The organism is Nocardioides panzhihuensis (assembly GCF_013408335.1).
In the GTDB taxonomy this organism is placed as follows: domain Bacteria; phylum Actinomycetota; class Actinomycetes; order Propionibacteriales; family Nocardioidaceae; genus Nocardioides; species Nocardioides panzhihuensis.
Map to the genome: position 1 here is coordinate 736,876 of NZ_JACBZR010000001.1, position 26,925 is coordinate 763,800.

General features: G+C 69.5%; 28 protein-coding genes. 15 read left to right on the plus strand and 13 right to left on the minus strand.

Annotated elements, in window-relative coordinates; all coding sequences use genetic code 11:
* Window positions 1-12 precede the first annotated feature (12 nt).
* On the minus strand, window positions 13-957 hold the full coding sequence (dapD, locus tag BJ988_RS03395; RefSeq protein ID WP_179656712.1) for a 2,3,4,5-tetrahydropyridine-2,6-dicarboxylate N-succinyltransferase: 945 nt from the start codon (window positions 955-957) through the stop codon (window positions 13-15).
* 68 nt (window positions 958-1,025) lie between these two features.
* Between dapD and BJ988_RS03400 the strand changes: the two genes are divergently transcribed.
* Entirely contained in the window at window positions 1,026-1,316 is a 291-nt protein-coding gene (locus BJ988_RS03400; protein ID WP_343051442.1) for a hypothetical protein, read from the plus strand.
* Between the two features lie 61 nt (window positions 1,317-1,377).
* On the opposite strand, the gene BJ988_RS03405 is transcribed toward BJ988_RS03400, so the two are convergent.
* From BJ988_RS03405 to BJ988_RS03420, 4 genes are all read right to left on the minus strand, one after another.
* A complete protein-coding gene (locus BJ988_RS03405) occupies window positions 1,378-1,563 on the minus strand; it encodes a YbdD/YjiX family protein (RefSeq protein WP_343051443.1) in 186 nt (61 codons plus the stop codon).
* Window positions 1,560-3,749, minus strand: a complete 2,190-nt coding sequence (locus tag BJ988_RS03410; protein WP_179656715.1) for a carbon starvation CstA family protein — start codon at window positions 3,747-3,749, stop codon at window positions 1,560-1,562. Before BJ988_RS03410 ends, BJ988_RS03405 begins: the two co-directional genes overlap by 4 nt.
* Before the next feature lie 87 nt (window positions 3,750-3,836).
* A complete protein-coding gene (locus tag BJ988_RS03415) occupies window positions 3,837-4,406 on the minus strand; it encodes a DinB family protein (RefSeq protein ID WP_179656716.1) in 570 nt (189 codons plus the stop codon).
* A 57-nt stretch (window positions 4,407-4,463) separates the two neighbouring features.
* Window positions 4,464-5,234: an enoyl-CoA hydratase/isomerase family protein gene (locus BJ988_RS03420; protein ID WP_179656717.1), complete on the minus strand. Its 771-nt coding sequence runs from the start codon at window positions 5,232-5,234 to the stop codon at window positions 4,464-4,466.
* 90 nt (window positions 5,235-5,324) lie between these two features.
* Here BJ988_RS03420 and BJ988_RS03425 point away from each other — a divergent pair, with 90 nt between their 5' ends.
* The 3 genes from BJ988_RS03425 (at window position 5,325) to BJ988_RS03435 (ending at window position 10,055) form a co-directional block, all read left to right on the plus strand.
* A complete protein-coding gene (locus tag BJ988_RS03425) occupies window positions 5,325-5,786 on the plus strand; it encodes a GNAT family N-acetyltransferase (protein ID WP_179656718.1) in 462 nt (153 codons plus the stop codon).
* A 261-nt stretch (window positions 5,787-6,047) separates the two neighbouring features.
* A complete protein-coding gene (gene ileS, locus BJ988_RS03430; protein ID WP_179656719.1) occupies window positions 6,048-9,305 on the plus strand; it encodes an isoleucine--tRNA ligase in 3,258 nt (1,085 codons plus the stop codon).
* A 72-nt stretch (window positions 9,306-9,377) separates the two neighbouring features.
* The gene (locus BJ988_RS03435; protein ID WP_179656720.1) at window positions 9,378-10,055 is read left to right on the plus strand and encodes a methyltransferase domain-containing protein; all 678 of its coding nucleotides are present in this window, start codon (window positions 9,378-9,380) and stop codon (window positions 10,053-10,055) included.
* Window positions 10,056-10,128: 73 nt separating this feature from the next.
* Here BJ988_RS03435 and BJ988_RS03440 read toward each other — a convergent pair whose 3' ends face one another.
* The 4 genes from BJ988_RS03440 to BJ988_RS03455 all read right to left on the minus strand — a co-directional run bounded on the left by BJ988_RS03440 (window position 10,129) and on the right by BJ988_RS03455 (window position 12,917).
* Complete coding sequence (locus BJ988_RS03440; RefSeq protein WP_179656721.1) at window positions 10,129-10,602, minus strand: DUF6069 family protein; 474 nt, start codon at window positions 10,600-10,602, stop codon at window positions 10,129-10,131.
* 115 nt (window positions 10,603-10,717) lie between these two features.
* Window positions 10,718-11,506, minus strand: coding sequence for an ABC transporter permease (locus tag BJ988_RS03445; protein ID WP_179656722.1), 789 nt, complete (start codon window positions 11,504-11,506; stop codon window positions 10,718-10,720).
* The gene (locus BJ988_RS03450) at window positions 11,503-12,465 is read right to left on the minus strand and encodes an ATP-binding cassette domain-containing protein (RefSeq protein WP_179656724.1); all 963 of its coding nucleotides are present in this window, start codon (window positions 12,463-12,465) and stop codon (window positions 11,503-11,505) included. The genes BJ988_RS03445 and BJ988_RS03450 overlap by 4 nt, the downstream gene beginning before the upstream one ends.
* On the minus strand, window positions 12,462-12,917 hold the full coding sequence (locus tag BJ988_RS03455) for a nitroreductase family deazaflavin-dependent oxidoreductase (RefSeq protein ID WP_179656727.1): 456 nt from the start codon (window positions 12,915-12,917) through the stop codon (window positions 12,462-12,464). Before BJ988_RS03455 ends, BJ988_RS03450 begins: the two co-directional genes overlap by 4 nt.
* 99 nt (window positions 12,918-13,016) lie before the next feature.
* On the opposite strand from BJ988_RS03455, the gene BJ988_RS03460 reads away from it, so the two are divergent.
* The 7 genes from BJ988_RS03460 to BJ988_RS03490 all read left to right on the plus strand — a co-directional run bounded on the left by BJ988_RS03460 (window position 13,017) and on the right by BJ988_RS03490 (window position 19,615).
* Complete coding sequence (locus BJ988_RS03460; RefSeq protein WP_179656729.1) at window positions 13,017-13,799, plus strand: TetR/AcrR family transcriptional regulator; 783 nt, start codon at window positions 13,017-13,019, stop codon at window positions 13,797-13,799.
* Between the two features lie 8 nt (window positions 13,800-13,807).
* Entirely contained in the window at window positions 13,808-14,875 is a 1,068-nt protein-coding gene (dapE, locus tag BJ988_RS03465; protein WP_179656730.1) for a succinyl-diaminopimelate desuccinylase, read from the plus strand.
* A complete protein-coding gene (locus BJ988_RS03470) occupies window positions 14,872-15,591 on the plus strand; it encodes an LOG family protein (protein ID WP_179656731.1) in 720 nt (239 codons plus the stop codon). Before dapE ends, BJ988_RS03470 begins: the two co-directional genes overlap by 4 nt.
* Window positions 15,592-15,594: 3 nt before the next feature.
* Entirely contained in the window at window positions 15,595-15,933 is a 339-nt protein-coding gene (locus BJ988_RS03475) for a DivIVA domain-containing protein (RefSeq protein WP_179656732.1), read from the plus strand.
* 15 nt (window positions 15,934-15,948) lie between these two features.
* Complete coding sequence (locus tag BJ988_RS30075; protein ID WP_218860572.1) at window positions 15,949-17,772, plus strand: hypothetical protein; 1,824 nt, start codon at window positions 15,949-15,951, stop codon at window positions 17,770-17,772.
* A 145-nt stretch (window positions 17,773-17,917) separates the two neighbouring features.
* The gene (locus tag BJ988_RS03485; RefSeq protein WP_141781546.1) at window positions 17,918-18,091 is read left to right on the plus strand and encodes a DUF3117 domain-containing protein; all 174 of its coding nucleotides are present in this window, start codon (window positions 17,918-17,920) and stop codon (window positions 18,089-18,091) included.
* Window positions 18,092-19,615, plus strand: a complete 1,524-nt coding sequence (locus BJ988_RS03490; protein WP_179656733.1) for a leucyl aminopeptidase — start codon at window positions 18,092-18,094, stop codon at window positions 19,613-19,615.
* Window positions 19,616-19,778: 163 nt separating this feature from the next.
* On the opposite strand, the gene BJ988_RS03495 is transcribed toward BJ988_RS03490, so the two are convergent.
* A complete protein-coding gene (locus BJ988_RS03495; RefSeq protein WP_179656734.1) occupies window positions 19,779-20,414 on the minus strand; it encodes a class I SAM-dependent methyltransferase in 636 nt (211 codons plus the stop codon).
* Window positions 20,415-20,589: 175 nt separating this feature from the next.
* On the opposite strand from BJ988_RS03495, the gene sigE reads away from it, so the two are divergent.
* From sigE to BJ988_RS03510, 3 genes are all read left to right on the plus strand, one after another.
* Window positions 20,590-21,207 (plus strand): RNA polymerase sigma factor SigE, encoded by a 618-nt coding sequence (gene sigE / locus BJ988_RS03500; protein WP_246321396.1) that lies wholly within the window; start codon window positions 20,590-20,592, stop codon window positions 21,205-21,207.
* On the plus strand, window positions 21,204-21,671 hold the full coding sequence (locus BJ988_RS03505; protein ID WP_179656736.1) for an anti-sigma factor: 468 nt from the start codon (window positions 21,204-21,206) through the stop codon (window positions 21,669-21,671). The genes sigE and BJ988_RS03505 overlap by 4 nt, the downstream gene beginning before the upstream one ends.
* Before the next feature lie 70 nt (window positions 21,672-21,741).
* Entirely contained in the window at window positions 21,742-23,145 is a 1,404-nt protein-coding gene (locus BJ988_RS03510) for a S1C family serine protease (protein WP_343051445.1), read from the plus strand.
* A 93-nt stretch (window positions 23,146-23,238) separates the two neighbouring features.
* On the opposite strand, the gene BJ988_RS03515 is transcribed toward BJ988_RS03510, so the two are convergent.
* From BJ988_RS03515 to BJ988_RS03525, 3 genes are all read right to left on the minus strand, one after another.
* The gene (locus BJ988_RS03515; protein ID WP_179656737.1) at window positions 23,239-23,505 is read right to left on the minus strand and encodes a helix-turn-helix domain-containing protein; all 267 of its coding nucleotides are present in this window, start codon (window positions 23,503-23,505) and stop codon (window positions 23,239-23,241) included.
* A gap of 123 nt (window positions 23,506-23,628) precedes the next feature.
* Window positions 23,629-24,972, minus strand: a complete 1,344-nt coding sequence (locus tag BJ988_RS03520; RefSeq protein WP_179656738.1) for a hypothetical protein — start codon at window positions 24,970-24,972, stop codon at window positions 23,629-23,631.
* The gene (locus BJ988_RS03525; protein ID WP_179656739.1) at window positions 24,969-25,343 is read right to left on the minus strand and encodes a hypothetical protein; all 375 of its coding nucleotides are present in this window, start codon (window positions 25,341-25,343) and stop codon (window positions 24,969-24,971) included. The genes BJ988_RS03520 and BJ988_RS03525 overlap by 4 nt, the downstream gene beginning before the upstream one ends.
* A 79-nt stretch (window positions 25,344-25,422) precedes the next feature.
* Here BJ988_RS03525 and BJ988_RS03530 point away from each other — a divergent pair, with 79 nt between their 5' ends.
* A complete protein-coding gene (locus BJ988_RS03530) occupies window positions 25,423-26,913 on the plus strand; it encodes a wax ester/triacylglycerol synthase family O-acyltransferase (protein WP_179656740.1) in 1,491 nt (496 codons plus the stop codon).
* Window positions 26,914-26,925: the final 12 nt, after the last annotated feature.

The window sequence follows — 26,925 nt, forward strand, 5'->3', positions numbered from 1 at the left end:
CTTCGGCGCGGGTCAGTTGGCGTGGAGGGCGGCGTTGAGCTCGATGCCCTCGCCCTTCCACGGAACGGCCTCGATGGCGCCGCTGACCGAGTTGCGGCGGAAGAGGATGTTGGAGGCCCCGGAGAGCTCGCCGGCCTTCTTGACGGTGCCGTCGGGGAGCGTGACCTTGGTCCCGTACGTCACGTAGCACCCGGCCTCGATGACGGCGTCGTCGCCCAGGGAGATGCCGAGGCCGGAGTTGGCGCCGAGCAGGCAGCGCTTGCCGACCGAGATCACGGCCTTGCCGCCACCGGAGAGGGTACCCATGATCGAGGCGCCGCCACCGACGTCGGAGCCGTCGCCGACGACGACCCCACCGGAGATCCGGCCCTCGACCATCGAGGCGCCGAGAGTGCCGGCGTTGAAGTTGACGAAGCCCTCGTGCATCACGGTGGTGCCGGCGGCCAGGTGGGCGCCTAGGCGGACACGGTCGGCGTCGCCGATCCGGATGCCGCTCGGGACGACGTAGTCGACCATCCGCGGGAACTTGTCCACGCCGTAGACGGTCACGTGCTGGCCCGCGGCGCGCAGGCGCGCGCGGGTGAGCTCGAAGCCCTCGACGGCGCACGGGCCGGCGCTGGTCCACACCACGTTGGTGAGCAGGCCGAAGATGCCGTCGAGGTTCTGCCCGTGCGGCTGCACGAGGCGGTGGGAGAGGAGGTGGAGCCGCAGCCAGACGTCCTCGGCCGTCTCGGGCGCGGTCTCGAGGTCCTTGACCTCGACGACGGCGACCCGCTTGGTGACCTGACGGACCTCGTCGGCGCCCTCGAGCGCGGTGAGCTCGGCCGGCGCGGTCGCGTCGGCGGGCTTCTCACCCAGCTGGGGCGTGGGGAACCACACGTCGAGCACACTGCCCTTGTCGGATCCAGTGTCGGCGGCGTACGTCACGAGGCCGAAGGCCCAAGCTGCATTCGTCACGGGGCGCAGTCTAGTGGCCGAGCCTGAGCGGTCCCTTATCGACGGTCTCGACGTGCGAACATGAGCAGGTGAGCAAGAAGAGCGCGCTGCCTATGCCCCAGCTCCTCCAGGCCGAGGACGGCACCTGGACCCTGGAGGTCCCCGGAGTGGCGACCAGCAAGGGCCACCCGGCGCCGGAGTGGGCGATGGCCAAAGGCGTGGAGGTCGTACGCCGCGCCGCCTCCGACATCGTCCGGAGCTGGATCAACGGCAAACCGGTCAGCGACGCCGAGAAGCAGGTCGTCCTGCTCGTCACCCGAGGTGACTCGCAGGTCTACGCCTGGCTCGACGCCGCCTTCACCGACGACAGCCCCCGCTAGATCGCTAGCAGCAGCGAGTGCCTCCGGTGGTCGAGCTTGTCGAGACCACCCACGCGACATCTCAGCAGCAGCGAGCCTGCGGGTTGTGCTCCTTCTCGTCGGCCCGGTGACGTTCGAACGCGCGCCGACTCATCGGCTCGACGCCCTCGTGCTCGCACCGAGCGACGTACTCGTCCCACTTCGCCTCCCCGGTCGCCTGGCGGAGCAGCCGCCAGGCGCCGGCGAGACGATCGGTCAGCACTGTCACGAGACCGGCGCCTTCTGGGAGGCCTCCCACTCGCGTACGGCCTCCTTCTCCTCCTTGGTGGCGAAGAAGTCGGAGGGCGCGACGATCTTCGACTCGACCTTCGGCACTTCGGTGGTCGGCAGCCCACCGGCGCGGATCGCCTTGACCACAGTCACCGCGGCACCGGCGACGATCACGATCACCAGCAGCGCGAACGCTGCCTGCAGGATGCCGCTCTGGGTCGAGTTGTAGATGATCTGGTCGACGTCCGCGGGGGTCTTCGCAACCCCGTAGAGCTCACCGGCGTCGCGTGCCTCGCGCGCGGCAGAGGCCTGGGCGAAGTAGCCGATCGCGGGGTTGTCGCTGAACACCTTCTGCCAGCTCGCCGTCATGGTGACGATCAGGTCCCAGACCAGCGGAATGCCCGGCACCCAGGCCCACTTCAGCTTGCCGTGCTTGATCAGCAGGGTGGTCGCCAGGGTCAGCGCGATCGCAGCAAGGAGCTGGTTGGCGATGCCGAAGAGCGGGAAGAGCTGGTTGATCCCGCCGAGCGGGTCACCGACGCCGATCCAGAGCATGTAGCCCCAGGCCAGTACGACCAGCGCAGAGGCCGACCAGGCCGCCGGCCGCCAGGAGGTGTCGGCGTAGCGCTTCCAGACGTTGCCGATCGTGTCCTGGAGCATGAACCGGCCCACGCGGGTGCCGGCGTCGACGGCGGTCAGGATGAAGAGCGCCTCGAACATGATCGCGAAGTGATACCAGAATGCGGCCAGGCCGCCACCGAACGCCTCGGTGAAGATCAGCGACATCCCGAACGCCAGGGTCGGGGCGCCACCGGTGCGGGAGATGATCGTCTCCTCCACACTGGCCGCGGCTGCCTCGAGGTCGGCCGGTGTGATCGAGAAGCCGAGCCCGTTGACGAAGGCGGCGGCGGTCTCCGGGGTGCCGCCGGTGGCGCCCAAGGAGGCGTTCATCGAGAAGTAGATGCCCTGGTCGATCACGGAGGCGGCGATGAGAGCGGAGATCGCGACGAACGACTCCATCAGCATGCCGCCGTAGCCGATCATCCGGACCTGGGACTCCTTGGCGACCATCTTCGGCGTCGTCCCCGAGGCGATCAGGGCGTGGAAGCCGGAGAGGGCGCCGCAGGCGATGGTGATGAAGACGAACGGGAACAGCTTGCCGGCGAAGACCGGACCCTCGCCGTTGGTGGCGAAGTCGGTGACGGCCTCGTTCTGCAGCGCCGGGGCCGCGAGGACCAGGCCGACGGCCAGCAGCACGATGACGCCGACCTTCATGAAGGTGGAGAGGTAGTCACGCGGGGTGAGCAGCATCCACACCGGGAGGATCGAGGCGACGAAGCCGTAGACGACCAGGCAGATCACCAGCGTCTCGTGAGAGAGGGTGAGGGCGTTGGCCAGGCCCATCTCCTCGACGTACCCGCCACCGATGATGGCCAGCAGCAGCAGCGCGACGCCGATGACGGTCACCTCGCTGACGCGGCCGGGGCGCAGGTAGCGCAGGTAGAAGCCCATGAACAGCGCGATCGGGATGGTGAGACCGATCGAGAAGACACCCCACGGCGACTCCGCGAGCGCATTGACGACGACCAGCGCGAGCACAGCCAGGATGATGATCATGATCGCGAAGACGGCGATCAGCGCGGCCACGCCGGCGACGTTGCCGATCTCCTCGCGCACCATCTGACCGAGGCTCTTGCCGTCGCGGCGCATCGAGAAGAACATCACGACCATGTCCTGCACGGCACCGGCGAGGATGACGCCGACGATGATCCAGATGGTGCCTGGCAGGTAGCCCATCTGCGCGGCCAGCACCGGGCCGACCAGCGGGCCGGCGCCGGCGATCGCGGCGAAGTGGTGCCCGAAGAGCACTCGCCGGTCGGTGACGTCGAAGTCCTGCCCGTTCTCCAGCCGCTCGGCCGGGGTGGCCCGGGTGTCGTCGACCTTCAGCACCTTGTCGGCGATGAACTTCGAGTAGAACCGGTAGGCGATCGCGTACGAGGCCAGCGCAGCGAACAGGATCCACAGTGCCGAGACCTCCTCGCCTCGGGACAGGGCGAGCATTGCCCAGCAGACGGCGCCGACGACAGCGACGGCGCTCCAGATAACGATCGCCCTCCAATTACGGGGCACGTTGGGCCCGGACCCTGGGCCCGAGCTGGTGGGGTTGGCGGTCGACGTCGACATGGTCTCCCTTTGATTCAGCGCGGTAACGGTCTTTGTGACCGCTGTCTCAGCCTAGTCTCAGGAACTGCCTGTTGGGCAGGGGAGGGGCTACTGCCCGGTACGCCCGTCGATGACCTCGCGCAGCAGGTCGGCATGGCCTGCGTGGCGGGCGTACTCCTCGATCATGTGGACCAGGATGTCGCGGATGCTGATCGGCTCGCCGCCGCGGCCGACATCCCGGGTCTCGCCGAGCACCGAGTCGTCGATGGTGTCGAGCCACTCGTCGGCTGCCGCGACCTGCTCACGCCAGCTGGCGAACGCCTCGTCGACCGACTCCTGGGTCGGCTCCACCTTGTGGAAGCCGCCGGTGGGGTCGTCGGCGTCGAGCCGCGGCAGGTCGAGGTTCTCCTTCAGCACGCGCTGGAACCAGCTCTGCTCGACCCGCGCCATGTGGCGGATCAGTCCGAGCAGGCTCAGGTCGCTCGGCGGCACGCTCTGTTTCGCCAGATCCTCGGGCCCGAGGTCCTGGCACTTGAGCTCGAGGGTGAGCCGGTAGTGACGCAGATAGTCGCGGTAGTTCGCCAGCTCACCGACGGCGGGCTTGTCCTGGTGGCGTGGGTCCTCGCTGTCGGGAAGCCAGACGCCGTCGAAACCCACCTGCCGCTGATCGTTGCTCATGCGGCCACCTTGGCTGAGAGCCGGGCCCTTTGACCAATGATTTCAGGCTTCGGTGCCTCAGGCTCCGAAGCTCGGCCGGCGCTTCTCGAGGAAGGCGTTGATGCCCTCGCGGCCGGAGGCCGAGGCGCCGAGCGCGGAGATCGACTCGGCCTCTCGGCGCAGGGCCGACTCGGGACTGGGGTCCGCCACGTCGCGGACGAGGCGCTTGGTGCGAGCGAGGGCCTCGGGGGACCCGGCCAGAAGGGTCGCGACGACCTCGTCGACCGCGGTGGCGAGCTCCTCGGCAGGTACGACGCGGGCGACCAGCCCGGCGTCGAAGGCCTCTGTCGCGGACAGCATGTCGCCCAGCAGGGTCAGCCGGAGCACCCGGTGCAGGCCGAGGGTGTGCACGAGGAGAGACCCACCGCCGTCGACCGAGAGCCCGACCTTGGCATAGGCGAGGCTGAACTTCGCCTTGTCGGTGGCGATGACGATGTCGGCGGCCGCGGCCAGCGGGAAGCCGACCCCCGCGGCCGTGCCCTGGACGGCGCTGACCACGATCGCGTCACAGCGTACGAGCTCGGTGATCATCCGGTTGGCACTCTCGGCGAGCTCGAGGATGTAGGGCCCCAGGTCGTCGGCGGCCGCGAAGCCGGCAAGGTCACCGCCGACGGAGAAGTACTTCCCCTCCGCGGCCAGCACGATCACCCGCGCCGAGTCGGCCTTGGCCCGCAGGATCGCCGCCAGCATCTCCGCGCCCGCCTCGGGCCTGAACACGTTGCCCCGGTCCGGGTTGGTCATCGTGATGCGCGCGCAGCCGTCGGTGAACTCGTAGCGAATCAGGCTCATGCGCGCATCCTGCCAGGTGTCGAGTCGGCTCGCATCGTCGCTCGTGCGGGGTCAGATCGATGTCCTGGCCGGCGCGGATAGGGTCATCGCGTGATCCAGGATGAACGATTCACCGTCAGTCGGGTGCCGGTCGTGGACACCTATGCGCTGCGGGCGAAGGTGTTGCGCAACGGCGGTCCGCCGGAGGCGGCGAGGATCACCGGCGACGACGATCCGGGGGTCGCGACGTACGCCGCTACGGACGCCGACGGGACCGTCGTCGGCTGCGTCGGGCTCTTTCCGGAACCCTGCCCTGACCTGCCCGAACATCCCGGCAAGGGGTGGCGGATCAGGGGGATGGCGACCGAGGACGGATGGCGCGGGACAGGTGTCGGGACGCAGGTGCTGAAGGCCGCCCTCGACCATGTCGCGGCCGAGGGCGGTGGGCTGGTGTGGTGCAACGCTCGTACGTCGGCGGCGGAGTTCTACCGGCGAGCCGGTTTCGTGGAGATCGGCGAGCACTGGGACGACCCGGAGATCGGCCCGCACGTGCGGATGTGGCGCGCGGTCTGATCGGGTTCGCGTGGCGGGCGCCGGGCGGCGTACTCTCTTCCTTACAGGCGTTCGAGCCGTCATCAGCGGCGAGCCCCGGGAAGAAAGCCTCCGGCAGATCGAAGGCAAGTAGAACCCGGCGGGAGTGGCCCGTCACAGCCGTAACGAAGTGGCGATCTCGACAAGCTCGATCACCGGGATCGTAAGCAGGGTGGTACCGCGGTCGAAAGATCGTCCCTGTGGTGAAGACAACCCACTACCACCCAGCAGGAGATGCCGCCGATGGCCTACCCGAAGGTCACCTCAGCCCACAACGCGGGCAACGTCCCGGCCAGCCCACGCTTCCCGGAGATCGAGACGCAGGTTCTCGACTACTGGAAGAAGGACGGGACCTTCCAGGCGAGCATCGACAACCGCGACGCCGGCAAGAACGGCGAGAACGAGTTCGTCTTCTACGACGGCCCGCCGTTCGCCAACGGTCTGCCGCACTACGGCCACCTGCTGACCGGCTACGTCAAGGACATCGTCCCGCGCTACCAGACGATGCGCGGCAAGCGCGTCGAGCGGCGCTTCGGGTGGGACACCCACGGCCTGCCCGCCGAGCTCGAGGCGATGCGCCAGCTCGGTCTGAAGACGACCGACGAGATCGCCGAGATGGGCATCGACAAGTTCAACGCGGCCAGCCGCGCCTCGGTGCTGAAGTACACCGGCGAGTGGCGCGACTACGTCACCCGCCAGGCCCGCTGGGTGGACTTCGACAACGACTACAAGACCCTCAACCCCGACTACATGGAGTCGGTGATCTGGGCCTTCAAGACGCTCTACGACAAGGGCCTGGTCTACGAGGGTTTCCGCGTCCTGCCCTACTGCTGGCAGGACGAGACCCCGCTGTCCAACCACGAGCTCCGGATGGACGATGACGTCTACAAGGAGCGTCAGGACCCGGCGGTCACCGTCGGCTACGCGCTCGACGCGACCGGGGAGGACGAGGTCCTCGACGGCGCCCACATCCTGATCTGGACCACCACGCCGTGGACCCTGCCGTCCAACCTCGCCGTGATGGTGGGCTCCGACATCGACTACGTCGTCGTCGAGGGGCCGGTCCCGGGGACCGACAAGACGGCGAAGTACGTCCTCGCGGAGGCCCGCCTCGCGGCGTACAAGAAGGAGCTTTTCCCGGACGCCGATGAGGCGACGGTGCTGGGGCGCTACAAGGGCACCGAGCTGCTCGGTCGCAACTACACCCCGCCGTTCTCCTACTACGCCGGCCACACCAACGCGTTCCGGGTCGTGGCCGCCGACGACGCGGTGACGACCACGGACGGCACCGGCGTCGTGCACACCGCCGGCGCCTTCGGTGAGGTCGACAAGGAGATCACCGACCGCGAGAACATCGAGGCGGTCATGCCGGTCGGCAAGGACGGGCGCTTCACCGCGCCGGTGGTCGACTACGCCGGCGTCCAGGTCTTCGATGCCAACCTGCAGATCATCGACCACCTCAAGGCGGTCACTCGCGGCGAGGCCGGGGGCTCGGTGACCGCGGGCACGATCCTGTTGCGCCGCGAGTCCTACAACCACTCCTACCCGCACTGCTGGCGCTGCCGTCAGCCGCTCATCTACAAGGGTGTGAGCAGCTGGTTCGTCGAGGTCACCAAGATCAAGGACCGGATGCTCGAGCTCAACCAGCAGATCCGCTGGGTGCCCGAGCACATCCAGGACGGCCAGTTCGGCAAGTGGCTGGAGAACGCGCGCGACTGGTCGATCACCCGCAACCGCTTCTGGGGTTCGCCGGTGCCGGTGTGGAAGTCCGACGACCCGGCCTACCCGCGTCTGGACGTCTACGGGAGCTTCGCGGAGCTCGAGCGCGACTTCGGCACGCTGCCGAAGGACGCCGAGGGCAACCCCGACCTGCACCGGCCGTACGTCGACGACCTGGTCCGTCCCAACCCGGACGACCCGACCGGCAAGTCGATGATGCGCCGGGTCTCCGACGTCCTCGACGTCTGGTTCGACTCCGGTTCGATGAGCTTCGCCCAGAACCACGTGCCGTTCGAGAACGAGGAGTGGTTCCAGCACCACTTCCCGGGCGACTTCATCGTGGAGTACATCGGCCAGACCCGCGGCTGGTTCTACACCTTGCACATCCTGGCGACCGCGCTCTTCGACCGCCCGGCGTTCTCGAGCTGCATCAGCCACGGCATCGTGCTGGGCTCCGACGGACAGAAGATGTCCAAGAGCCTGCGCAACTACCCCGATGTCAACGAGGTCTTCGACCGCGACGGCGCCGACGCGATGCGCTGGTTCCTGATGTCCTCGCCGATCCTGCGCGGCGGCAACCTGGTCGTCACCGAGCAGGGCATCCGGGACTCCGTACGCCAGGTGATGATCCCGCTGTGGAACAGCTGGTACTTCTTCCAGCTCTACGCCAACGCTGCCGACCTGGAGACCACCGGTTCCACGGCGTCCAAGGACCCGCTCGACCGCTACGTCCTGGCCAAGCTGCGCGACTACGTCGCAACGATGACCTCCGCGATGGACGACTACTACGTCGCCGAGGCGTGTTCGGCGACAAGTGAGTTCATCGACGTGCTCACGAACTGGTACATCCGGCGTAGCCGGGAACGGTTCTGGAACGAGGACAAGGCCGCCTTCGGCACCCTCTACACGGTGCTCGAGACGGTGACCCGCCTGGTCGCGCCGCTGCTGCCGCTGACCACCGAGGAGATCTGGCGCGGCCTGACCGGCGGTCGCTCGGTGCACCTGGCCGACTACCCGGTCGTCGAGGACCTGCCGGCCGACGACGACCTGGTCGCCCGGATGGACGCGGTGCGCGCGGTCTGCTCCTCGACCTCCGCCCTGCGCAAGGCGCGCAAGCTCCGCAACCGGCTGCCGCTCGGCCGCCTGACCGTGGTCGGCGCCGACATCGCGGGCTTCGAGGAGATCGTCGCCGACGAGGTCAACGTCAAGTCCGTCCGGCTGCTTGCCGCCGACTCCGACGAGGCCGGCACCTACGGGATCGAGCAGAGGCTCGCCGTCAACGCCCGCGCCGCCGGGCCGCGGCTGGGCAAGGACGTCCAGAAGGCCATCAAGGGCGCCAAGTCCGGTGACTGGTCGGTCGACGAATCGGGTCAGGTCGTCGCCGGTGGCCTGGCGCTGGTCGAGGGTGAGTACACCCTGGAGACCGTCGCCGGCGCCGCCACCGACGACATCGCCGTCTCGATGCTGGGCACGTCTTCGGGCGCAGGCGGCTTCATCGTCCTGGACACGGTCGTCACCCCCGACCTGGCCGCCGAGGGCCTCGCCCGCGACCTGGTCCGCGCGGTCCAGCAGGCCCGCAAGGACTCCGGCCTCAACGTCGAGGACCGCATCACCCTGTCGGTGACCGGCTCCGAGACCGTACGCCAGGCAGCCACCACCCACGCCGACCTCATCGCCCGCGAGACCCTCGCCACGACGTACGACGTGGTGGACTCGCTGGCCGGCAACCCGGTCGACCTCGGTGACGGCGAGAAGGCCCAGATCGCGGTCGCCAAGGCCTGATCGCACAACCGCCCAGCAGGGCCGGAGCTCGATCGGCTTCGGCCCTGCTGCGTTCCCACTAGGTTTGGAGGTGTGGAAGCACCGACGTTTCGCGAGCTCGCCGTCCAGGCGCTGTCATCGGTGGAGCGCGGCTATGACCTGCTGGCGCCGAAGTTCGACGCGACGCCGTTCCGTACGCCCGAGCCGTTCCTCGCCGCCACTCGGGATGCTCTGCGGGAGCACGGGCCGTTCGAGCGCGGCCTCGACGTGTGCACCGGCACCGGCGCCGGGCTGGGGGTGCTCGCGGAGGTGACTGCGGAGCCGCCGACCGGGGTCGACTTCAGCGCCGGGATGCTCGAGCAGGCCGGGGTCGCCCACCCGGAGGCGGACCTGGTGCGGGCGGATGCTCGCGCGTTGCCGTTCGTCGCGGCGTACGACCTGGCGGTGAGCTTCGGGGCGCTGGGGCACTTTCTGCCGGAGGAGCGGCTCCCGCTCTTCGCCGGCATCCACCGGGCGCTGAGGCCGGGTGGGATCTTCGCGCTGCCGGCCGCTCAGGGGCCGAGGCCGACGCGCCCGGCCTACTGGATGCTCACCGGCTTCGACCTGGCGATGCGGGTGCGGAATGCGGTGTGGCGGCCGAAGTTCGTGATGTATTACCGAACCCACCCTCGCCCGGCCCTGTTGAGGGACCTGACGGAGGTGGGATTCGTGGCCGGTACGACCCCGATGCCCGGGGTCGGGGAGCTGATCGTGGCGCGAAAAAAGGGGTAGTCCGGTAGCGAACTGCCTAAATACTCGTGAGTAATAGGCAGATCGCTACCGGACTACCCCGGCGTCCGGGCGTTCAGCTCCGGCGCGCGTTCCGCTCCGCCAGCCGGGCGGCGATGACCGGGACGATCACCACGGCCGCGACGAGGTGGGAGACCACCAGCATGATGTTGGTGGCGTAGGAGTCGGTGACGGCGACCAGGCTCGGCACACACGAGAGCGCGGTCAGGGTCCAGGCGGTGCGCTTCCAGGTCGAGCTCGGACGCTTGGCGAAGCGGGCGAGGCAGACGGCGATGATGATGCCGATCAGGCCGAGCTCGGCGACGGCCCAGGCGAGCCCGGTCGCGGGGATCGCGGCGGGCTCGAGGCCGGTGCCCGGGAGGGCGACGTTGAACGGCACTCCGACCGCGCGGGCGGCGAGCTCGAAGACCCCGGTGGCCAGGGCGCCGATGAGGACGGCGGCGGTGCTGACGAGCCAGACCGGCATCCGTGCGGCGAACTGGCGGGTGGTGGCGGTCGTCGTGGCCTGGGTGTAGGTGCTGGTGCTCATGATGGTGCCTCTCGTTTCGTCGTTCTCGTGGTGGTCTGTCGCGGTCCGTACGGCCGCTTCTCACCTACTCCACGAACGGCCCGACGCCGATCCGACAGCTCTCCCGAGAAATATTTCAGCCGCGTCGCCGGAAGGCGCGCATGGACAGCGGGACGAAGATCGCCAGCAGGACCGCGGGCCAGGCCAGCGCGAGCAGCATCGCGTGGTCGGCGAGCAGCCCGGAGGTGATCCCGGTCGGGTTGCCGAAAAGGTTGCGAGCGGCGGTGGCGGTGGCCGAGACCGGGTTCCAGGCGGCCAGGGTGCCGAGCCAGCCGGGCATCGTCTCTGGCGAGACGAACAGGCTCGAGCAAAACCCCAGCGGCCACACCAGCACCTGCACCATCATCAGCGCACCTTCCATCCGCAGGGCCAGGCCCAGGAAGATGCCCAGCCACAGCATCGCCAGCCGCAGCCAGAGCAGGAGCCCGACCGCAGCGGCCGCCTCCAGGAACGAGCCCTCGATCCGCCAGCCGATCAGCAGCCCGCCGATCATCAGGACTGCCAGCTGGACCGCCGAGTTGCCGAGGTCGGCGACCGCCCGCCCCAGCGGCACCGCGACACTGCTCATCGGCAGCGACCGGAACCGGTTGGTGACTCCCCGCTTGGTGTCCTCGGTGACCACGGCCATGATGCCGTCGACCCCGAACATCATGGTCAGCGCGAGCACCCCGGGCAGGAGATAGGGCAGGTACGTCCCGCCGCCCGGCATCTCGATGGCGCCACCGAACAGGTAGCCGAAGATCAGCAGCATCATGATCGAGAACAGGATGCCGAACACCGGGCCCCACGGCTCGCGCTGCCAGTGCTTGAGGTCGCGGAGCGTGATGACCCAGGTCTGGCGCAGGGTCGAGGACAGGGCGGTCATCGGGTGGCTCCTTCGTGCGGGTGCTCGGTGTGGGGTGCGGTCAGGTGGAGGAACACCTCGTCCAGGGTCGGTCGGCGCAGCAGCACGTCGTCGACGGTGATGCCGGCGGAGTCGAGTGTGCGTACGACGTCGACGACCGCGGCTCCGCCGCCGGCCGCCCCCGCCTCGACGGTGACCTCGAGCCGGTCGAGGTCGACGGTCGCCGCGGCGCCGAGCGCACCGGCCATCTTGTCGAGGTCGTCCGGCTCGGCCGCGGTGATGATCACCCGGTCGCCGCCGAGATCGCTCTTCAGCGCGGACGGCGTCCCCTCGGCGATCACCCTGCCCGCGCCGAGCACGGTGACCATGTCGGCGAGCTGGTCGGCCTCGTCCAGATACTGCGTGGTCAGCAGCACCGTCGTCCCGTCGGCGACCACCCGCCGCACCATCTCCCAGACCTCGTGGCGAGCGCGCGGGTCCAGCCCGGTGGTGGGCTCGTCGAGGAAGAGGATCCGCGGTCGGATGACCAGACCGGCCGCGATGTCGAGGCGTCGCCGCATCCCGCCGGAGTAGCCCGAGACCTTCCGGTCGCCGGCCTCGACGAGACCGAAGGCGTCGAGGAGCTCGGCGGAGCGGCGTACGGCATCGGTCTTCGACAGACCGTGGAGGCGACCGAACATGACCAGGTTCTCCCGGCCGTGGAGAGCCTCGTCGAGGGCGGCGCTCTGTCCGACCAGCCCGATCGTGGAGCGGACCCGGGCGGGGTGGCGTACGACGTCGTGGCCGCCGACGCGCGCCTGGCCGGCATCGGGGCGGGTCAGCGTCGCGAAGACGTTCACCGCGGTCGACTTGCCGGCGCCGTTGGGCCCGAGCAGGGCGTGCACGGTGCCGGCGGCGACCTCGAGGTCGAGGCCGTCGAGCGCCTGGGTGTCGCGGTAGCGCTTGTGCACGCCCCGCGCGGAGAGGGGAGCCGTGGTCATCGGGCCACCTCGATCCGGAACACGCCGCAGCGGCCGACGACAGCCTCGAACGCCTCCGGCGTCACCGCGGTGACGACCCCGGCATCGAGCATGATCTTCGCTCCGTCGGCCATCCGTTCCGGCCAGGCCCTGAGCACGGTCAGCGCCTCCTCCTGATCGACCTCTACGAGGTGCACCTCCTCTGTCTTCCGCCCGACCCGGAGCGTGGCTCGGCCGGCAGCGGCACGGATGTTGCGGGCCCAGTCGGCTCCCGGGAAACCCTCGAGCAGATAGCGCTGCCCGTCGAGCTCCAGCACCGAGAGCGGCGTGCTGCGGGGCTTGCCGCTCTTGCGGCCCGGCACGGTCAGCACCGGCAGCTCCTTCATCCCGATCCCGGTCTTCGACAGGGTCATGAAGACCTTGTTCATCGGCTTGAGCCATCGCGGCGGGACCGGCTTCGAGTCGTTCTGCATACACGCTCCTTCAATTTCGTACGCTGTACGAAGATGTCAACGGAGCGACTGTAGCATTTGTTCCGTACCATGTACGAAATTTTTCTGGAGGAGGTTACGATGAGCGTCGTGCCGGAGCAGCCAGACCAGTCGGACCCGTCCCTGCGCCTGCTGTGGCGCCATCGGACCGTGGCGCCCGAAGAGCCGAAGACGAAGCGGGGTCCGAAGCAGAAGGTGAGCGTCGACGAGGTCGTCGACGCCGCGATCGACCTCGCCGACGCCGAGGGCCTGGCCGCGGTGACGATGCGCGCGATCGCCCAGCGTTTCGGCCTGGGGGCGATGACGCTCTACTCGTACGTGCCGAACCGGGACGCGCTGCTGGTGCTCATGGCCGACCAGGTGACCGGTCGCACCGTGCTGCCTGACCTGCCCGAGGATCCGCGCAAGCGACTCGAGCTGCTCGCCAGGCTCCAGCACGACGAGCTCCGTGCCCATCCCTGGCTGCTCGAGGTGCAGGACGTACGCCCTTGGCTGGGGCCCAACATGAGCGATCGCTACGAGTGGCAGCTGCAGGCCGTCGACGGCCTCGGGCTCACCGATCTGGAGATGGACCAGACGGTCGCGGTGCTGATGGGGTTCGCGGGCAACATCGCCCGCAGCGAGCTGATGAAGCGGCGCGCCGAGAAGGTCACCGGGATGACGGAGGCGGAGTGGTGGGCCGCCAACTACGACACGTTGAACGAGGTCATGGCCGGCAGCCACTATCCACTGGCAAACCGGGTCGGCACCGCCGCGGGGGAGACCTACCAGGCTGCCACCGACCCCGCCCGCGAGCTCGACTATGGGCTGGCCAGGATCATCGACGGTGTCCTCGCGCACGTGGCCGAACGGTCCCCTGATTGACTAGTGCCATGGCTACGCTCGACCTGACCACCGACGTGGTGACCTTGACCCGGCAGCTGATGGACATCGACTCGGTGAGCCTCAACGAGCTGGAGCTGGCCGATGCCGTGGAGCAGGCGCTGAGCGTCTACGCCCACCTCGTCGTCGAGCGGCGGGGCAACTCGATCGTGGCCCGCACCGACCTCGGGCTGCCGGAGCGGGTGGTCATCGCGGGCCACCTCGACACCGTGCCGATCAACGGCAACTTCCCGAGCCGCCTGGACGAGGCCGCCGGCGTCCTGCATGGGCTCGGTGCCTGCGACATGAAGTCGGGAGACGCGGTCATCCTCAAGCTCGCCGCCACCTTGGCGAAGCCCAATCGCGACGTGACGTACGTCTTCTACGACGCCGAGGAGATCGAGGCGGTCCACAACGGCCTCGGCAAGCTGGCCGCGAGCGAGCCCGACCTCCTCGCCGGCGACTTCGCGATCCTGATGGAGCCCTCCAACGCCGGCGTCGAGGCCGGTTGCCAGGGCACGCTCCGGGTCGAGGTGCGCACCGCCGGCGAGCGGTCCCACAGTGCCCGCTCCTGGCGCGGTGTCAACGCGATCCACAAGGCGGGAGAGGTGCTGCGCCGTCTGGAGGCGTACGTCCCGCGCAAGCCGGTCATCGACGGGCTCGAGTTCCACGAGGGCCTCAACGCGGTCTTCGTCTCCGGTGGAGTGGCCGGCAACGTGATCCCCGACGAGTGCGTGGTGACGGTCAACTTCCGCTTCGCCCCGGACCGGAGCGAGGAGGAGGCGCTGGCGTTCGTGACCGAGTTCTTCGAGGGCTACGACGTCACCCTCACCGACTCTGCGCCCGGTGCGCTGCCCGGGCTGGACCGCCCGGCCGCCAAGGCCTTCATCGACGCCGTCGGCGGCGAGGTCGGGCCCAAGTTCGGCTGGACCGATGTGGCGCGGTTCACCGTTCTCGGCATACCGGCGGTCAACTATGGTCCAGGTGACCCGATGTACGCCCACAAGGCCGACGAGCACGTGAACATCTCCGAGATCATCACCTGCGAGCAGGCCCTTCGTGATTGGTTGACCGCATGACCCGACGTAGCGGCTCCGGCCCGCGCCCCACCAAAGGACGCCCCGCCGGTAGCACCACCGACCAGCGACTGCTCGACAGCTCCGGCCACGGCGACTGGGTCCACACCGATCCGTGGCGGGTCATGAAGATCCAGGCCGAGTTCGTCGAGGGGTTCAACGACCTCTCCGAGATCGGCCCGGCGATCAGCGTCTTCGGGTCGGCGCGCACGCCCCAGGACCACCCGACCTACGCTCAGGCCGAGGCGGTCGGGCGCGGCCTGGTCGAGGCCGGCTTCGGAGTGATCACCGGCGGCGGCCCGGGCACGATGGAGGCGGCGAACAAGGGCGCTCTCGAGGCCGGTGGCGAGTCGATCGGCCTCGGCATCGAGCTGCCCTTCGAGGCCAGGCTCAACGACTACGTCAGCTTCGGGCTCAACTTCCGCTACTTCTTCGTGCGGAAGATGATGTTCGTCAAGTACTCCCAGGGCTACGTCGTCATGCCCGGCGGGCTCGGCACGATGGACGAGCTCTTCGAGGCGATGACGCTCTCCCAGACCAAGAAGATCACCCAGTTCCCGATCGTCCTGATGGGCGTCGAGCACTGGGAAGGGCTCCTCACCTGGATGCGCGAGACGATGCTGGCCGACGGGCGGATCAAGCAGAGCGACCTGGACATGATCACCCTCACCGACGACGTGGACGAGGCGGTCGAGCTGATGCTGAAGGCGCGTGACTGAAGGATGGGCTGGATCTTCGCGGCACTGATCGTGCTGGCTCTCGGAGGAGTCGCCCTCGTCGCAGCCGGAGCCGGTGCGCCGATGGGGGAGGAGTACGGCGACCAGCCGGACGCTCTGGTGCCCCGGGACCGCGTTCTCGAGGCGGCAGACCTGCGCCGCGTACGTTTCTCGGTGGGGTTCCGCGGCTACCGGATGGCCGAGGTGGACTCCCTGATCGCGCGCCTTGCCGAGGAGGCAGAATGGCGTGAGTCGACCGCGGGCGGGCATGCCGGTGCCGAGGTCGGAGTCACGGGACTCATCACACACACGCCCGAGCCCGATTCGGGCTCGCCCGACGTCTAGGACAGAATCGCTGCCGTGAGCTTCGCTGCCGTACTCGTCTACGCCGTCACCGCACTCGTTGCGGTCATCGTCGCGCTCACCTATCTCAAGCCACACCTTCTGCAGCCGCAGCGGTTGGGGCTGCCGCAGAAGATCCACCTGTACGCCGGCACCGCCGGTCTGCTGGTCTGGGTGCTCTTCCTCGCCTCGCCGCCGTCCTTCTTCCTCGGTGGGGACATCCCGGGCGTCGTCGGGCTCTTCGGGATCTGGCTCGCCGCGATCGCGGGTCTCTACCTGCTCTTCCGGCGCCTCAAGGAGCAGCGTGCCGGGGCCGCCGACCACGATGGCTACGGCTACGACGACGCCTACGACGAGGGCTATGACGACGCGTACAACGGCGGCTACGACCAGGCGTACGCCGCCGAGGACGGTTACGGCTACGGCGAGCCTGGCTACGCCGATGTCGGCCACGACGTCCATGCCGAGGTCGACGACCGGGCGGGCTACGCCGACCCGCGCCGACCGGTCCAGCAGCCCATCCAGCAGCCGGTCGCTCAGCCGGGACGCCCGGGCGATCGCCGGCCGGAGCCCCGACGGGCGGCCCGAGGTGTCGACGAGACCGCTGTGATGGCCCCGGTAGAGCGCGGCTCCGCTCCCGCTCCCACGCCAGCCCCCGCGCCAGCCCCCGCTCCCGCGCCGGCCCCGCCGCGTGAGGGGCAGAGCGGTCGCCGGGTGGCAGGGCGTCCGGCGCCGGCTCCGGCTCCGCCGGCACCGCAGCGGCCTTCCGCGCCGCAGCCGCCGGTCTCTGAGGCCCCAGTGCGTCCGCGGCAAGAACGATCGCGGCAAGCGCCCCCGGCGCCGGCGCGCCCAGCGCAGGAGCGGCGAGCTCCGGAGCAGCCGGCGCGAGAGCGTCCAAGGCCTCCGCGTCCGGCGCCCGAGGAGCCTCAGCCGCGCCCACCCGCGCCGGACCGGACCCAGAGCGGCCAGGACCCATGGGGGCGTCGTCAGGAGCCGCCGCAGCGGAGACCGCGTGGTTATGACGATCGCTATGACGACCGCCGCAACGACGGCCACGACGAGTTCGCCGATCGTCGATACCGCCGCGACAGCAGCTACTCGGACTACCCGGGCGAGCAGCCGAGCCCGCCGCGCGCCCCGCGACCTGCTCCCCGCCCCGCGCCCCGCCCCGCGCCGCGCCCTGAGCCGCGCCCTGAGCCCGCGCCCGCTCCCCGCCCGGCCTCTCGCCCGGCACCCGCGCCGGCCCCGGCTCCCGCGCCCCGCCCGGCCCCACAACCTGAGCCGCGCCCGGCCCCACAGCCCGCGCCGCGCCCGGCGCCCGGACCCGACCTCGTGCCAGCGCCCCAGCCGACACCCCAGCCGACACCCCAGCCGGCGCCACCGCAGGCCCCGAGCCGGCAGCCTGCTCGGCGGTCGGGACAGCAGCCTGAGGCGTACGATCCCTACTCCTTGGACTCCTACGGTCCGCCGGAGCACGACCGAGCGCAGGGCCGCGAGCAGGACTGGGCCGAACCTCCGGCACCCGCCCCGCGCGCATCCCGGCCGCAGCCGCGTCGACGCCGGCAGGACCAGGGTTACGACGAGCCTGCCTATGCCGGTTACGAGCAGGGCTACGACCAGGCGTACGACCAGGCGTACGACCAGGGCTACGACTACGACGAGTCCTACGGTCACGGCTATGACGACCGCTACGACGATGCCTACGACCGATCCGCGGGAGCCGACCGTCGAGAGCGTGGCGGAGAATTCTTCGAGGCCTCCGGGGCGGCGATCATGGTGCACCTCACGCTGGTGATCCTCGCGATCTGGCTGACCTGGGCCTACGGAACCTCGGTCATCTGACAGGTTCAAGGCAGGTCAACCCGCCGAAACCCCCACCTTGCCGTCAGGTCTGCTGACCTGATGAGGGATAATGGAGGAGCAATGCGCGCTCCGAGGCCATCCGGCAGGTGAGCGCCGACACGCGAGACACGGAAGAAGGTGCCGCATGGCGGCGATGAAGCCGCGGACAGGAGACGGTCCGCTGGAGGTCACCAAGGAAGGTCGGGGCATCGTGATGCGCGTCCCGCTCGAGGGTGGTGGCCGGTTGGTCGTCGAGCTGAACGCCGACGAGGCTGCCGCGCTCGGCGAAGAGATCAAAGGTCTTGGGCTGAACGCGTAGATGACCACAACGCTGCCGTCACAGGCGCTGCCGCCGCAGGTCGGGCCGCCCACCTTCACGCTGAGCCCGCTCGGTCCGGAGAGCCACGATGCCGAGATCATCGCGCTGCCGGTCATCCCGGGCGACGACGCGCTGATCATCGGCCCAGGGGCCGCCGATCTGGGCGACCACCACGACCTCCTGGGTCACCTCGAGTTCGAAGGTGCCACCGGCAGCGCCGGTGAGGTGACGACGTACCCCGTCACCGGCTCCGGCACCCTGCGGCAGATCCTCCTGATCGGTGTCGGCGCGCAGCGTCGCGACGACTTCCGGCGGGCAGGGGCGGCGCTGGCTCGCGCCGTGCGGGACAGGTCGGATGTGGTCACCACCATCGCGGCGACCGATCCCGAGGTCGCGCTGGAGCCGTTCGTGGCCGGCGCGACGCTGGGGTCCTTCCTCTTCCACTGGCGCTCCGAGGGCGCCCCGTGGACGCCGGTGGAGACGATCACTCTCGCCGACCTGGGTGATGACCAGGCGGCAGCGTTGGACCGAGCTCAGGCGATCGCGCGCGCCGGTTGGCGCGCGCGGTTCTTCGCCTCGGTCCCCAGCAATCTCAAGAACCCTGCTTGGCTCGCCGAGCAGGCCACATCGTTGGCCGCCGAGAGCGGCTTGAAGATCACCGTCTGGGACGAGGACCAGCTCGCCGCAGACGGTTTCGGGGGCATCGTCGCGGTCGGCCAAGGGTCGGCCACGCCGCCCCGGTTGATCCGGCTCGACTACACGCCTCCCAAGGCCGGGCGGAAGGCGCCGACGGTGGTGCTGGTAGGCAAAGGCATCACCTTCGACACCGGTGGTCTCAACATCAAGCCCGGCGACGGCATGGTCAACATGAAGCGCGACATGACCGGCGGCGCGGTGGTGCTCTCGGTGATGACCGCGCTGGCCGAGGTCGGCTGCCCGGTCAAGGTGGTCGGCCTCATCGCCGCAGCCGAGAACGCGATCTCTGGCACCGCGCTGCGTCCCGGTGACGTCATCACCCACTACGGCGGCCGCACCTCCGAGGTGACCAACACCGACGCCGAGGGCCGCCTCGTGCTCGGTGATGCGATGGCCTACGCAGCGGACAAGATCAAACCCGACGCCCTGGTCGACATCGCCACCCTGACCGGAGCCATGCGAGTGGCGCTCGGGCAGACGATGGCCGGCTACTTCGCCGACGACGACGCGCTGGCCGCGCAGCTGGCCGAGGCCTCCGACATCTCCGGCGAGACCCTGTGGCGGATGCCGCTGGTCGCGGACTACGAGGACAAGCTCGCCTCGAAGGTCGCCGACGCCGACAACGCCCCCGGTGGGCCGGGCGCCGTCACCGCCGCGCTCTTCCTGCGCCACTTCACCGGCGGCGTCCCGTGGGCCCACATCGACGTCGCCTGCGGTGATGCGTACGCCGACGTCCACGAGCTCACCCCCGGCCCCACCGGCTTCGGTGCCCGGGTGCTGCTCAGCTGGTTGGCCGGCGCCGACCCGCTCTCCGGCGTCGGCTCCTGACGAGACGTCACACACGTCGGCCGAGACGTCACGTACGTCGGCCGAGACGTCACGTACGTCGGGCCGAGACGTCACGTACGTCGGCCGAGATGGCACCGCGGTGCCATCTCGACCGTCCGGAGTGACGCTTCGGCCGTCGGGGGTGACGCTTCGGCCGTCTCGGCTAGATCTTGCGGGCGAGCAGGAGGCCGTCGCCGACCGGGAGAAGGAGCGGGATCAGGCCGTCGTTGTCGGCGACCAGCTGGTTGAGCTCGCGGATGGTGGCGGTCTCCTCGTCGCGTACGGACGGGTCGGCCACACGGTCGTGCCACAGCGCGTTGTCGAAGGCGACGACGCCACCGGGACGCAGCAACCGGAGCGCCTCCTTGAGATAGGCGGCGTACTCGGTCTTGTCGCCGTCGACGAAGACGACGTCGTAGTGGTTGTCGGTGAGCCGGGGGAGTACGTCGAGGGCGGCGCCGGCGATGCATCGAGCCTGTCGCTGCCCGAACCCGGCCTCGGTGAAGGTCTGGCGGGCCAGCCGCTGGTGCTCGGTCTCGACGTCGACGGTGGTCAGGACCCCCTCGGGGCGCATGCCGCGCAGCAGCCACAGTCCGGAGACGCCGGTGCCGGTGCCGACCTCGACCACGTTCTTGGCATCGAGGACGGAGGCGAGGAAGCGGAGCGTGGCACCGCCGCCCGGGCCGATGGGCGCGACTCCGACCTCCTCGGCCCGGGAACGGGCGGCAGCGAGAAGGTCGTCCTCCGCGACGAACTCGTCGGCGTAGGTCCAACTTGCGGGCGAAACAGGGCTGGTCACACCGCAAAACCTAACCTGTTTCGTGTAACGGTGCGGGAACGCCTGATCCAACTCATGCGTTAGGTGGGCATAGGAAGCGGAAAAATAGGAGCCTCACAGGCAACTCTCAGCCCTTCCGGTCCTAGGCGATCTACCGTAGGAGATGTCAGCGATCAGCGAGGCACACAGGAGCACCATGACCGCGGAGCCCACCAACGAGACCGCTCTCGACGAGCTCGACCAGCGAGCCTCGTCGGGCGTGCCGACGTGGGACGAGATCGTGGAGAAGCACTCCGACCGGGTCTACCGGCTCGCTTACCGCCTCACCGGCAACCGCCCCGACGCGGAGGACCTCACCCAAGAGGTCTTCGTGCGGGTCTTCCGCTCTCTCGACACCTACAGCCCCGGCACCTTCGAGGGCTGGCTGCACCGGATCACCACCAACCTCTTCCTCGACCAGGCCCGCCGCAAGCAGCGGATCCGCTTCGACGCCCTCTCCGACGAGCGCGCCTCGCGCCTGACGAGCAGCGGTCCGACGCCCGACGTGGCCTACACCGACCAGCGCTTCGACGACGACATCGAGCGCGCGCTGGCCACGCTGCCCCCCGACTTCCGGGCCGCGGTCGTGCTCTGTGACGTGGAGGGGCTCTCCTACGAGGAGATCTCCGAGATCCTGGGTGCCAAGCTCGGCACCGTCCGCTCGCGCATCCACCGCGGCCGGGCGATGCTCCGTGACGCCCTCGCCCACCGCGCCCCGCGCGGGGGGCGCTTGCGCCACTCCGGGCCCAAGGTGTTGTGGGGCGGGGCTTCATGAGTCTTCTCGGCAATCACCTCGGGGCGCGGACCAGCGCTCTTCTCGACGGCCAGCTCGACGCCGCAGAGGAGGAGCGCGCCTGGGCGCACGTGCACGAGTGCTGCGCGTGCCGCAGGTCGGTCGAGCGCGAGGGCTGGTTGAAGCGGCGCCTGGCCGGTCTCAGCGTCGACCCCGGGGTCTGTGCCCCGGCCGATCTGAAGGGCTCGCTTCGCGGGGGCGCCCTGGCCGCGTCGGTGTGGCCCACCGACGACCTCGGCGAGACTTACACCGACCCTCGGTCGATGCGGCGTACGTTGGTGATGGTCGCGGCAGGTGGCGGCGCTGTCGGCGCCGCGGTGTTCGGCATGTTCGCCTTCGCCGCCGCACCCGCCGACGCGCCGGTTCCGAGGAACCTTCCGGTCACCGCGGTCACCCAGGTTCCGGGCTCCCCGGGCTCCCCAGTCATCGCTCACGTACGCCGCTGACCGGCTACCGAGCGACACGACACGAGCCCCGGACTGCCCATTGTTGGGGCGAGTGGGAAGAATGGGTGCCGTGACGCAGGAACCACAAGACGACCAGTCGCGGCCGATCTCCCGTTGGGCGCCTCCCACTGATGCGCCCGACGTGCCCTCGGCCGGGCAGTCGTCCCCCGACGGCCTCGGCGAGGACGAGCGCGACACCGCCGAGGTGCCGCTGCCAGGCATGCCCGGCAGCCCGGTGGCCCCGGCCCCGGTGCCGGCCGCTGACGCCGTTCCACTGCCTCCCTCGGCGCCGCCGCCGGGCCCGTCCCTGCCCGGCTTCGACGGTCCACCGCCCCCGTTGTCCGGCGCTCCGACCGGTTCCTCGCCGCGCCGTCGTGTCCCCGGCCCGATCTGGGCGCTCGCTGCGGCGGTCGCCTTCCTGCTCGGCGTGCTCGGTGGCTATGCGGGCGGCGTGCTCGAGGACCAGGACGACATGTCGAGCCTGGCCGGCGGCGGGCTCGAGCCGGGCTCGATCGAGACCGACGCGCCACTGAACGCCGACGACGCCGACATCGTGAAGGTGGCCGCGACGCTGCTGCCGTCGACGGTCCAGATCTTCGCCGAATACCAGGGCGTGGAGGACGCCGCGACCGGCTCCGGCTTCGTCTTCGACAGGAACGGCCACGTGGTGACCAACAACCACGTGGTCGCCAACGCGGCCAAGGCCAAGGGAAGGATCGAGGTCGTCGATCACAAGGGCCGCCGCTACAAGGCCGACGTGGTCGGGCGCAGCGCGGTCTACGACCTCGCCGTCCTCGACGTGCCCGAGATCAAGGAGCTCGACCCGGCCTCGCTGGGCAGCACCTCACGACTGAGGATCGGGGAGGGCGTGGTCGCGATCGGCTCGCCGCTGGGGCTCAGCTCCACGGTGACCTCCGGCATCGTCAGCGCTCTCCAGCGGCCGGTGAGCACCGGGCAGACAGAGGACGACACCTCCTACATCAATGCCGTCCAGACCGACGCGGCGATCAACCCCGGCAACTCCGGTGGTCCGCTGGTCAACCTCGTCGGCCAGGTCATCGGGGTCAACTCGGCCATCGCCACCGCGGGTGGCGGAGAGGGCGGAGAGAGCGGCAGCATCGGCGTCGGCTTCGCCATCCCGATCGACCAGGTCAAGGTGACCGCCGCGCAGATCCTGAAGACGGGCAAGGCCACCTACCCGATCGTCGGCGCCTCGGTCGACGTACAGGCCGCCGACCACAAAGGTGCGCTGATCTCGGTGGTCGAGGCCGGTTCACCGGCGGCCGCCGGTGGGCTCAAGGACGGCGACCGGGTCACCAAGGTGGGAGACGTGACCGTCACCGACGGGATCGGCATGATCGTCGCCATCCGCGCCCATCAGCCGGGGGAGACGGTCGAGTTCACCGTGATGCGCAACGGCGCCCGTCATGAGCTGAAGATCAAGCTCGACGCGCAGACCGAGAACCTCGCCTGAACCAAGACGCGAAGAGCTGCTCGGCATAATGCCTGGCAGCTCTTCGCGTTGTTGTGGGGAAGGTTTAGTTGTGGGGGTTCAGTTTGCTATGACTCAAGAAGCGTCCGGCGTGGCTGCGGGCGCAGGGGTGCTGCTCTCAGCCTCGACGAACGGGTGGTCGGCCACGAAGGCCTTGGTCTGCGAGTACATGTCATCGATGAACTTCTCGAGGACACTGGCCTCGACGCGCCACTGGCCACGTCCGCCGATCTTGATAGCGGGCAGCTCACCACGGCGGACAAGGGCATAGACCTGTGCGCTCGACGTGTTGAGGACCTCGGCGACGTCGGCAAGAGTCAGGAAGCGGGGGGTACCAGACATAAGGTTCAGTCTCCCAGACTCGGCAAGCGGCCGTAAACCAGGGCGCCAACCTGTTAGCCCACCTTAGGCAGTGTTGCGCTTCTTTGTGGATGCGAGGTGGGTGAATCGTGAAGCAGTGATGCGCTATGCGGCGAACAGCAGGTACAACCCACCGACGGTGAAGCCGACCATGGTCAGCAGGAGAGGCACCTGTCCGACCACCAGATGCTGTTTCGGAAGCACCTGAAGCGCCCGGATATGGGCCGACCAGACGCCGAGCACGTGGCCGACGATCACCGCGGCCACCTTGATGACGGCCAACAGCGTGCCGTGGTAGGCGAAGAAGTAGGAGACCGGCATGTCCGCGGTCCCGAACCAGTCGGCTCCGGTCCCCATCGGGTCCGACGCGTTGCGCAAGGTGGCCAGCCCGCTCTCCCAGAAGTAGCTGAGGTAGTGGGCCACGACGTAACCGGCGATGATCGGCACCATCGACGGCGCCAGCTCGGCGGGGAGGGCCCGCCGAGGCACGTCACCGACACCGGTCAGCATCGTCCCGGCCGAGTAGAACCCGGCGACGAGAAGCGGCAGCGCGATGAGCGCGACATTGTTGATCAGGTAGGCCGTGGACCCGGAGATCTCCGGGTTCTGCACGATCTGGAGCCACTGCGGTGACTCGCGGTAGGAGTCGTAGACGATGGTGCCGAAGAGCACCGAGACCACCGCGACCAGGCCCGGCGCCGGACGCAGCGTGTCGAGGTTGCCGAGCGGGGTCCGCAGGACCAGGTTGCCGGCCGCGGTCCGGCCCCACACCGACAGGCGCGCGGTCAGGGACGAGTAGACCTCGAACGGATCGGTGCGCTCCAGGAACTTCTCGCCGAACAGCACGCCACCGAGGATCATCACGGCCAGGTAGACGGCCAGCCAGAGACGTACGGGACCGAGGTAGTTGTTCTCCGGGTAGACCAGCTCGAGCCAGGCGAAGGCGAGCAGCGTGAACGCGGCGGGCCAGTAGCCCAGACGCTCGGGCAGGCGGAGCGGCGGATCGCCGGCGCCGCGCAGCCAGGTCAGTCCGGCCACGATCGTGCGGGCCGGACTGATCGCCTTCCAGACCGGTCCGAAGAGGAGCGAGAACGGGACGATGCCGACCCACAGCCAGACGTACGTCATCCCGAAGATGGGATTGTTGGCGTTGTCGAGCCCGGCGAAGGCGACCAGGACGAAGTAGGCGAAGATCACCATTCCGACGACGCGCCACAGAGCAGTCCAGGCGGGGGAGTCGACGACACGCCCGAGGCGCGGCAGCGGCCAGCCGCGTGGGTTCCGGCTCTGTGGATCCGTGCTGGCGATCTCCTTGCCCGCGGCGGCACGCTTGGTGGTCAGCACCAGCAGCCCGAAGGAGACGAGAAGGGCGAGGACCGCGCCCGCGATGACGTACTCGAGCGGCAGTGGGAGGTCTTGGCGACCACCCACGCCGTGGGTGAGGATCACTTGACTTCGAGGGTGACGATGGTCTTGCCGAGGGTGTGCGACTCCACCTCGTACTGACCGGGGATCTCGAACGCGCCCAGGCTGATCCGCGTCGTGCCTACGCCGTAGGCGGCCGACTGCTCCGGGTCGGAGTGCACATGGACCTCGCCGGCGGCGTCGGCGGTGACGTCGAGCTCGACGCCGTGCCCGAGGGGGACGTCGATCTTGGTCCCGTGGGGATCGACCGAATCACCGGAGAAGTTGATCTCGACGACCACCGGGTCGCTGTCGGTCCTGGGCTCGGTGGCGATGTCGTTTCCGCAGGCTGTCGCGACGGACGCGATCCCGCAGATTGCAGCCACGACCGCGATGATCCGGGTCGTGAGGCGCATTACTCCCCCGTTTCGTGGGCTGGTTTCAAGCTGGCGTCTGCCACAATCGCATACGAACCAAAGAGGGGGCTGAGAGGACATGAGCGAGCATCAGCGAGTGACCGTGAGCGAGCGTCAGCGGGATCGACTCGGACCGCGGGAGGTGGCCTTCCTGGACGGGGAGACGCTGTCGGTGCCGCACCAGATGGCGAGCATCGAGCTGATCGAGCCGAAGGCGGAGGGCTTCGACTACGGCGCCTTCCTCCAGCACGTCGAGGACCGGCTGGCCTTCGTGCCCCGCTTCCGCCAACGGGTCCGTGTCGTGCCCGGTCGGATCGCCTACCCGGTGTGGGCCGACGACGACCGTTTCGACCTCACCTACCACGTACGCCGCTCCGCGCTGCCCCGCCCGGGCTCGATGGAGCAGCTCCTCGACCTCGCCGGCCGGATCGTCTCCCGGCCTCTGGACCGCTCCCGGCCGTTGTGGGAGCTGTATGTGATCGAGGGGCTGGCCGGCGACCGGGTCGCGCTGGTCACCAAGACCCACCAGGCGCTGGTGGACGGTGCCGAGACCGTCGACCTGGTCCAGCTCCTGCTCGACGACAAGCCCGAGGTCGGGCCGGTCGTGCCCGACCTGTGGGAGCCGCCCGAGGCTCAGTCGAGCGCGCGCCTGGTCGCGGGCGCGGTCTTCGACGCGGTCACCTCGGTCAGCGGGCTGACCGGCACGGCCCGCAGCCTGGGCGGCTTCGCCCTGGGCCGGGTCACCGGTGTGGCCAAGGACGTCCAGAACGCGGGCGCTGGCATCGCCCGGGTGGTCACCCGCCGGGCTCCGGAGCGGCCCACGCCGCTCAACGGAGCGCTCTCCCAGCAGCGGCTGGTCGTCACCCTGCAGGCCGACCTGGCCGACTTCCGCCGCATCCGGGACACCCACGGTGGCACCGTCAACGACGTCATCCTCGCTGCCGTCACCGGCGGTCTGCGCGCCTGGCTGATGACCCGCCAGGAGTCGCTCGCAGGCGTACGCCAGGTGCCGGCGCTGGTGCCGGTCTCGGTGATCGACGAGGAGCTCGACCCGACCCAGCTCGGTTCCGCGGTGGCGCCCCACTTCGTGGTGCTGCCGGTGGCGGAGCCCTCGCCGGTGGTCCGTCTCCACCAGGTGTCCTACTCCTTCGAGCAGCACAAGGCCAACGCCCGCACCGTCAGCGCGCAGCGGCTGGCCGGGATCAGCGGCTTCGCCCCGGCGACCTTCCACATGGTGGGCTCCCGGGTGGCTGCCGAGAGCGAGCACGACTACCTGCTCTCGGTGTGCAACGTGCCCGGCCCCCAAGAGCCTCGCTATGCGGCCGGCTCCCGGTTGGTGGCCTCCTATCCGATCCACCCGCTGGCCGAGGGCCACACCCTCGCGATCGGGATGACCTCCTACGACGGCCAGGTCTTCTTCGCGATCACCGCCGACCGCGACCTGGTGCCCGACGCGTCGCTGCTCGGGCAGTGCATCAGCGAGGCGCTGGACGAGCTGCTCGACACCGCCTCGGGTCGCCGCTTCCGGGCGCCCCGAGGGCTGCGCGTGGTCAAGAGCTCCGGCGAGTGAGCGGTCTGAGAG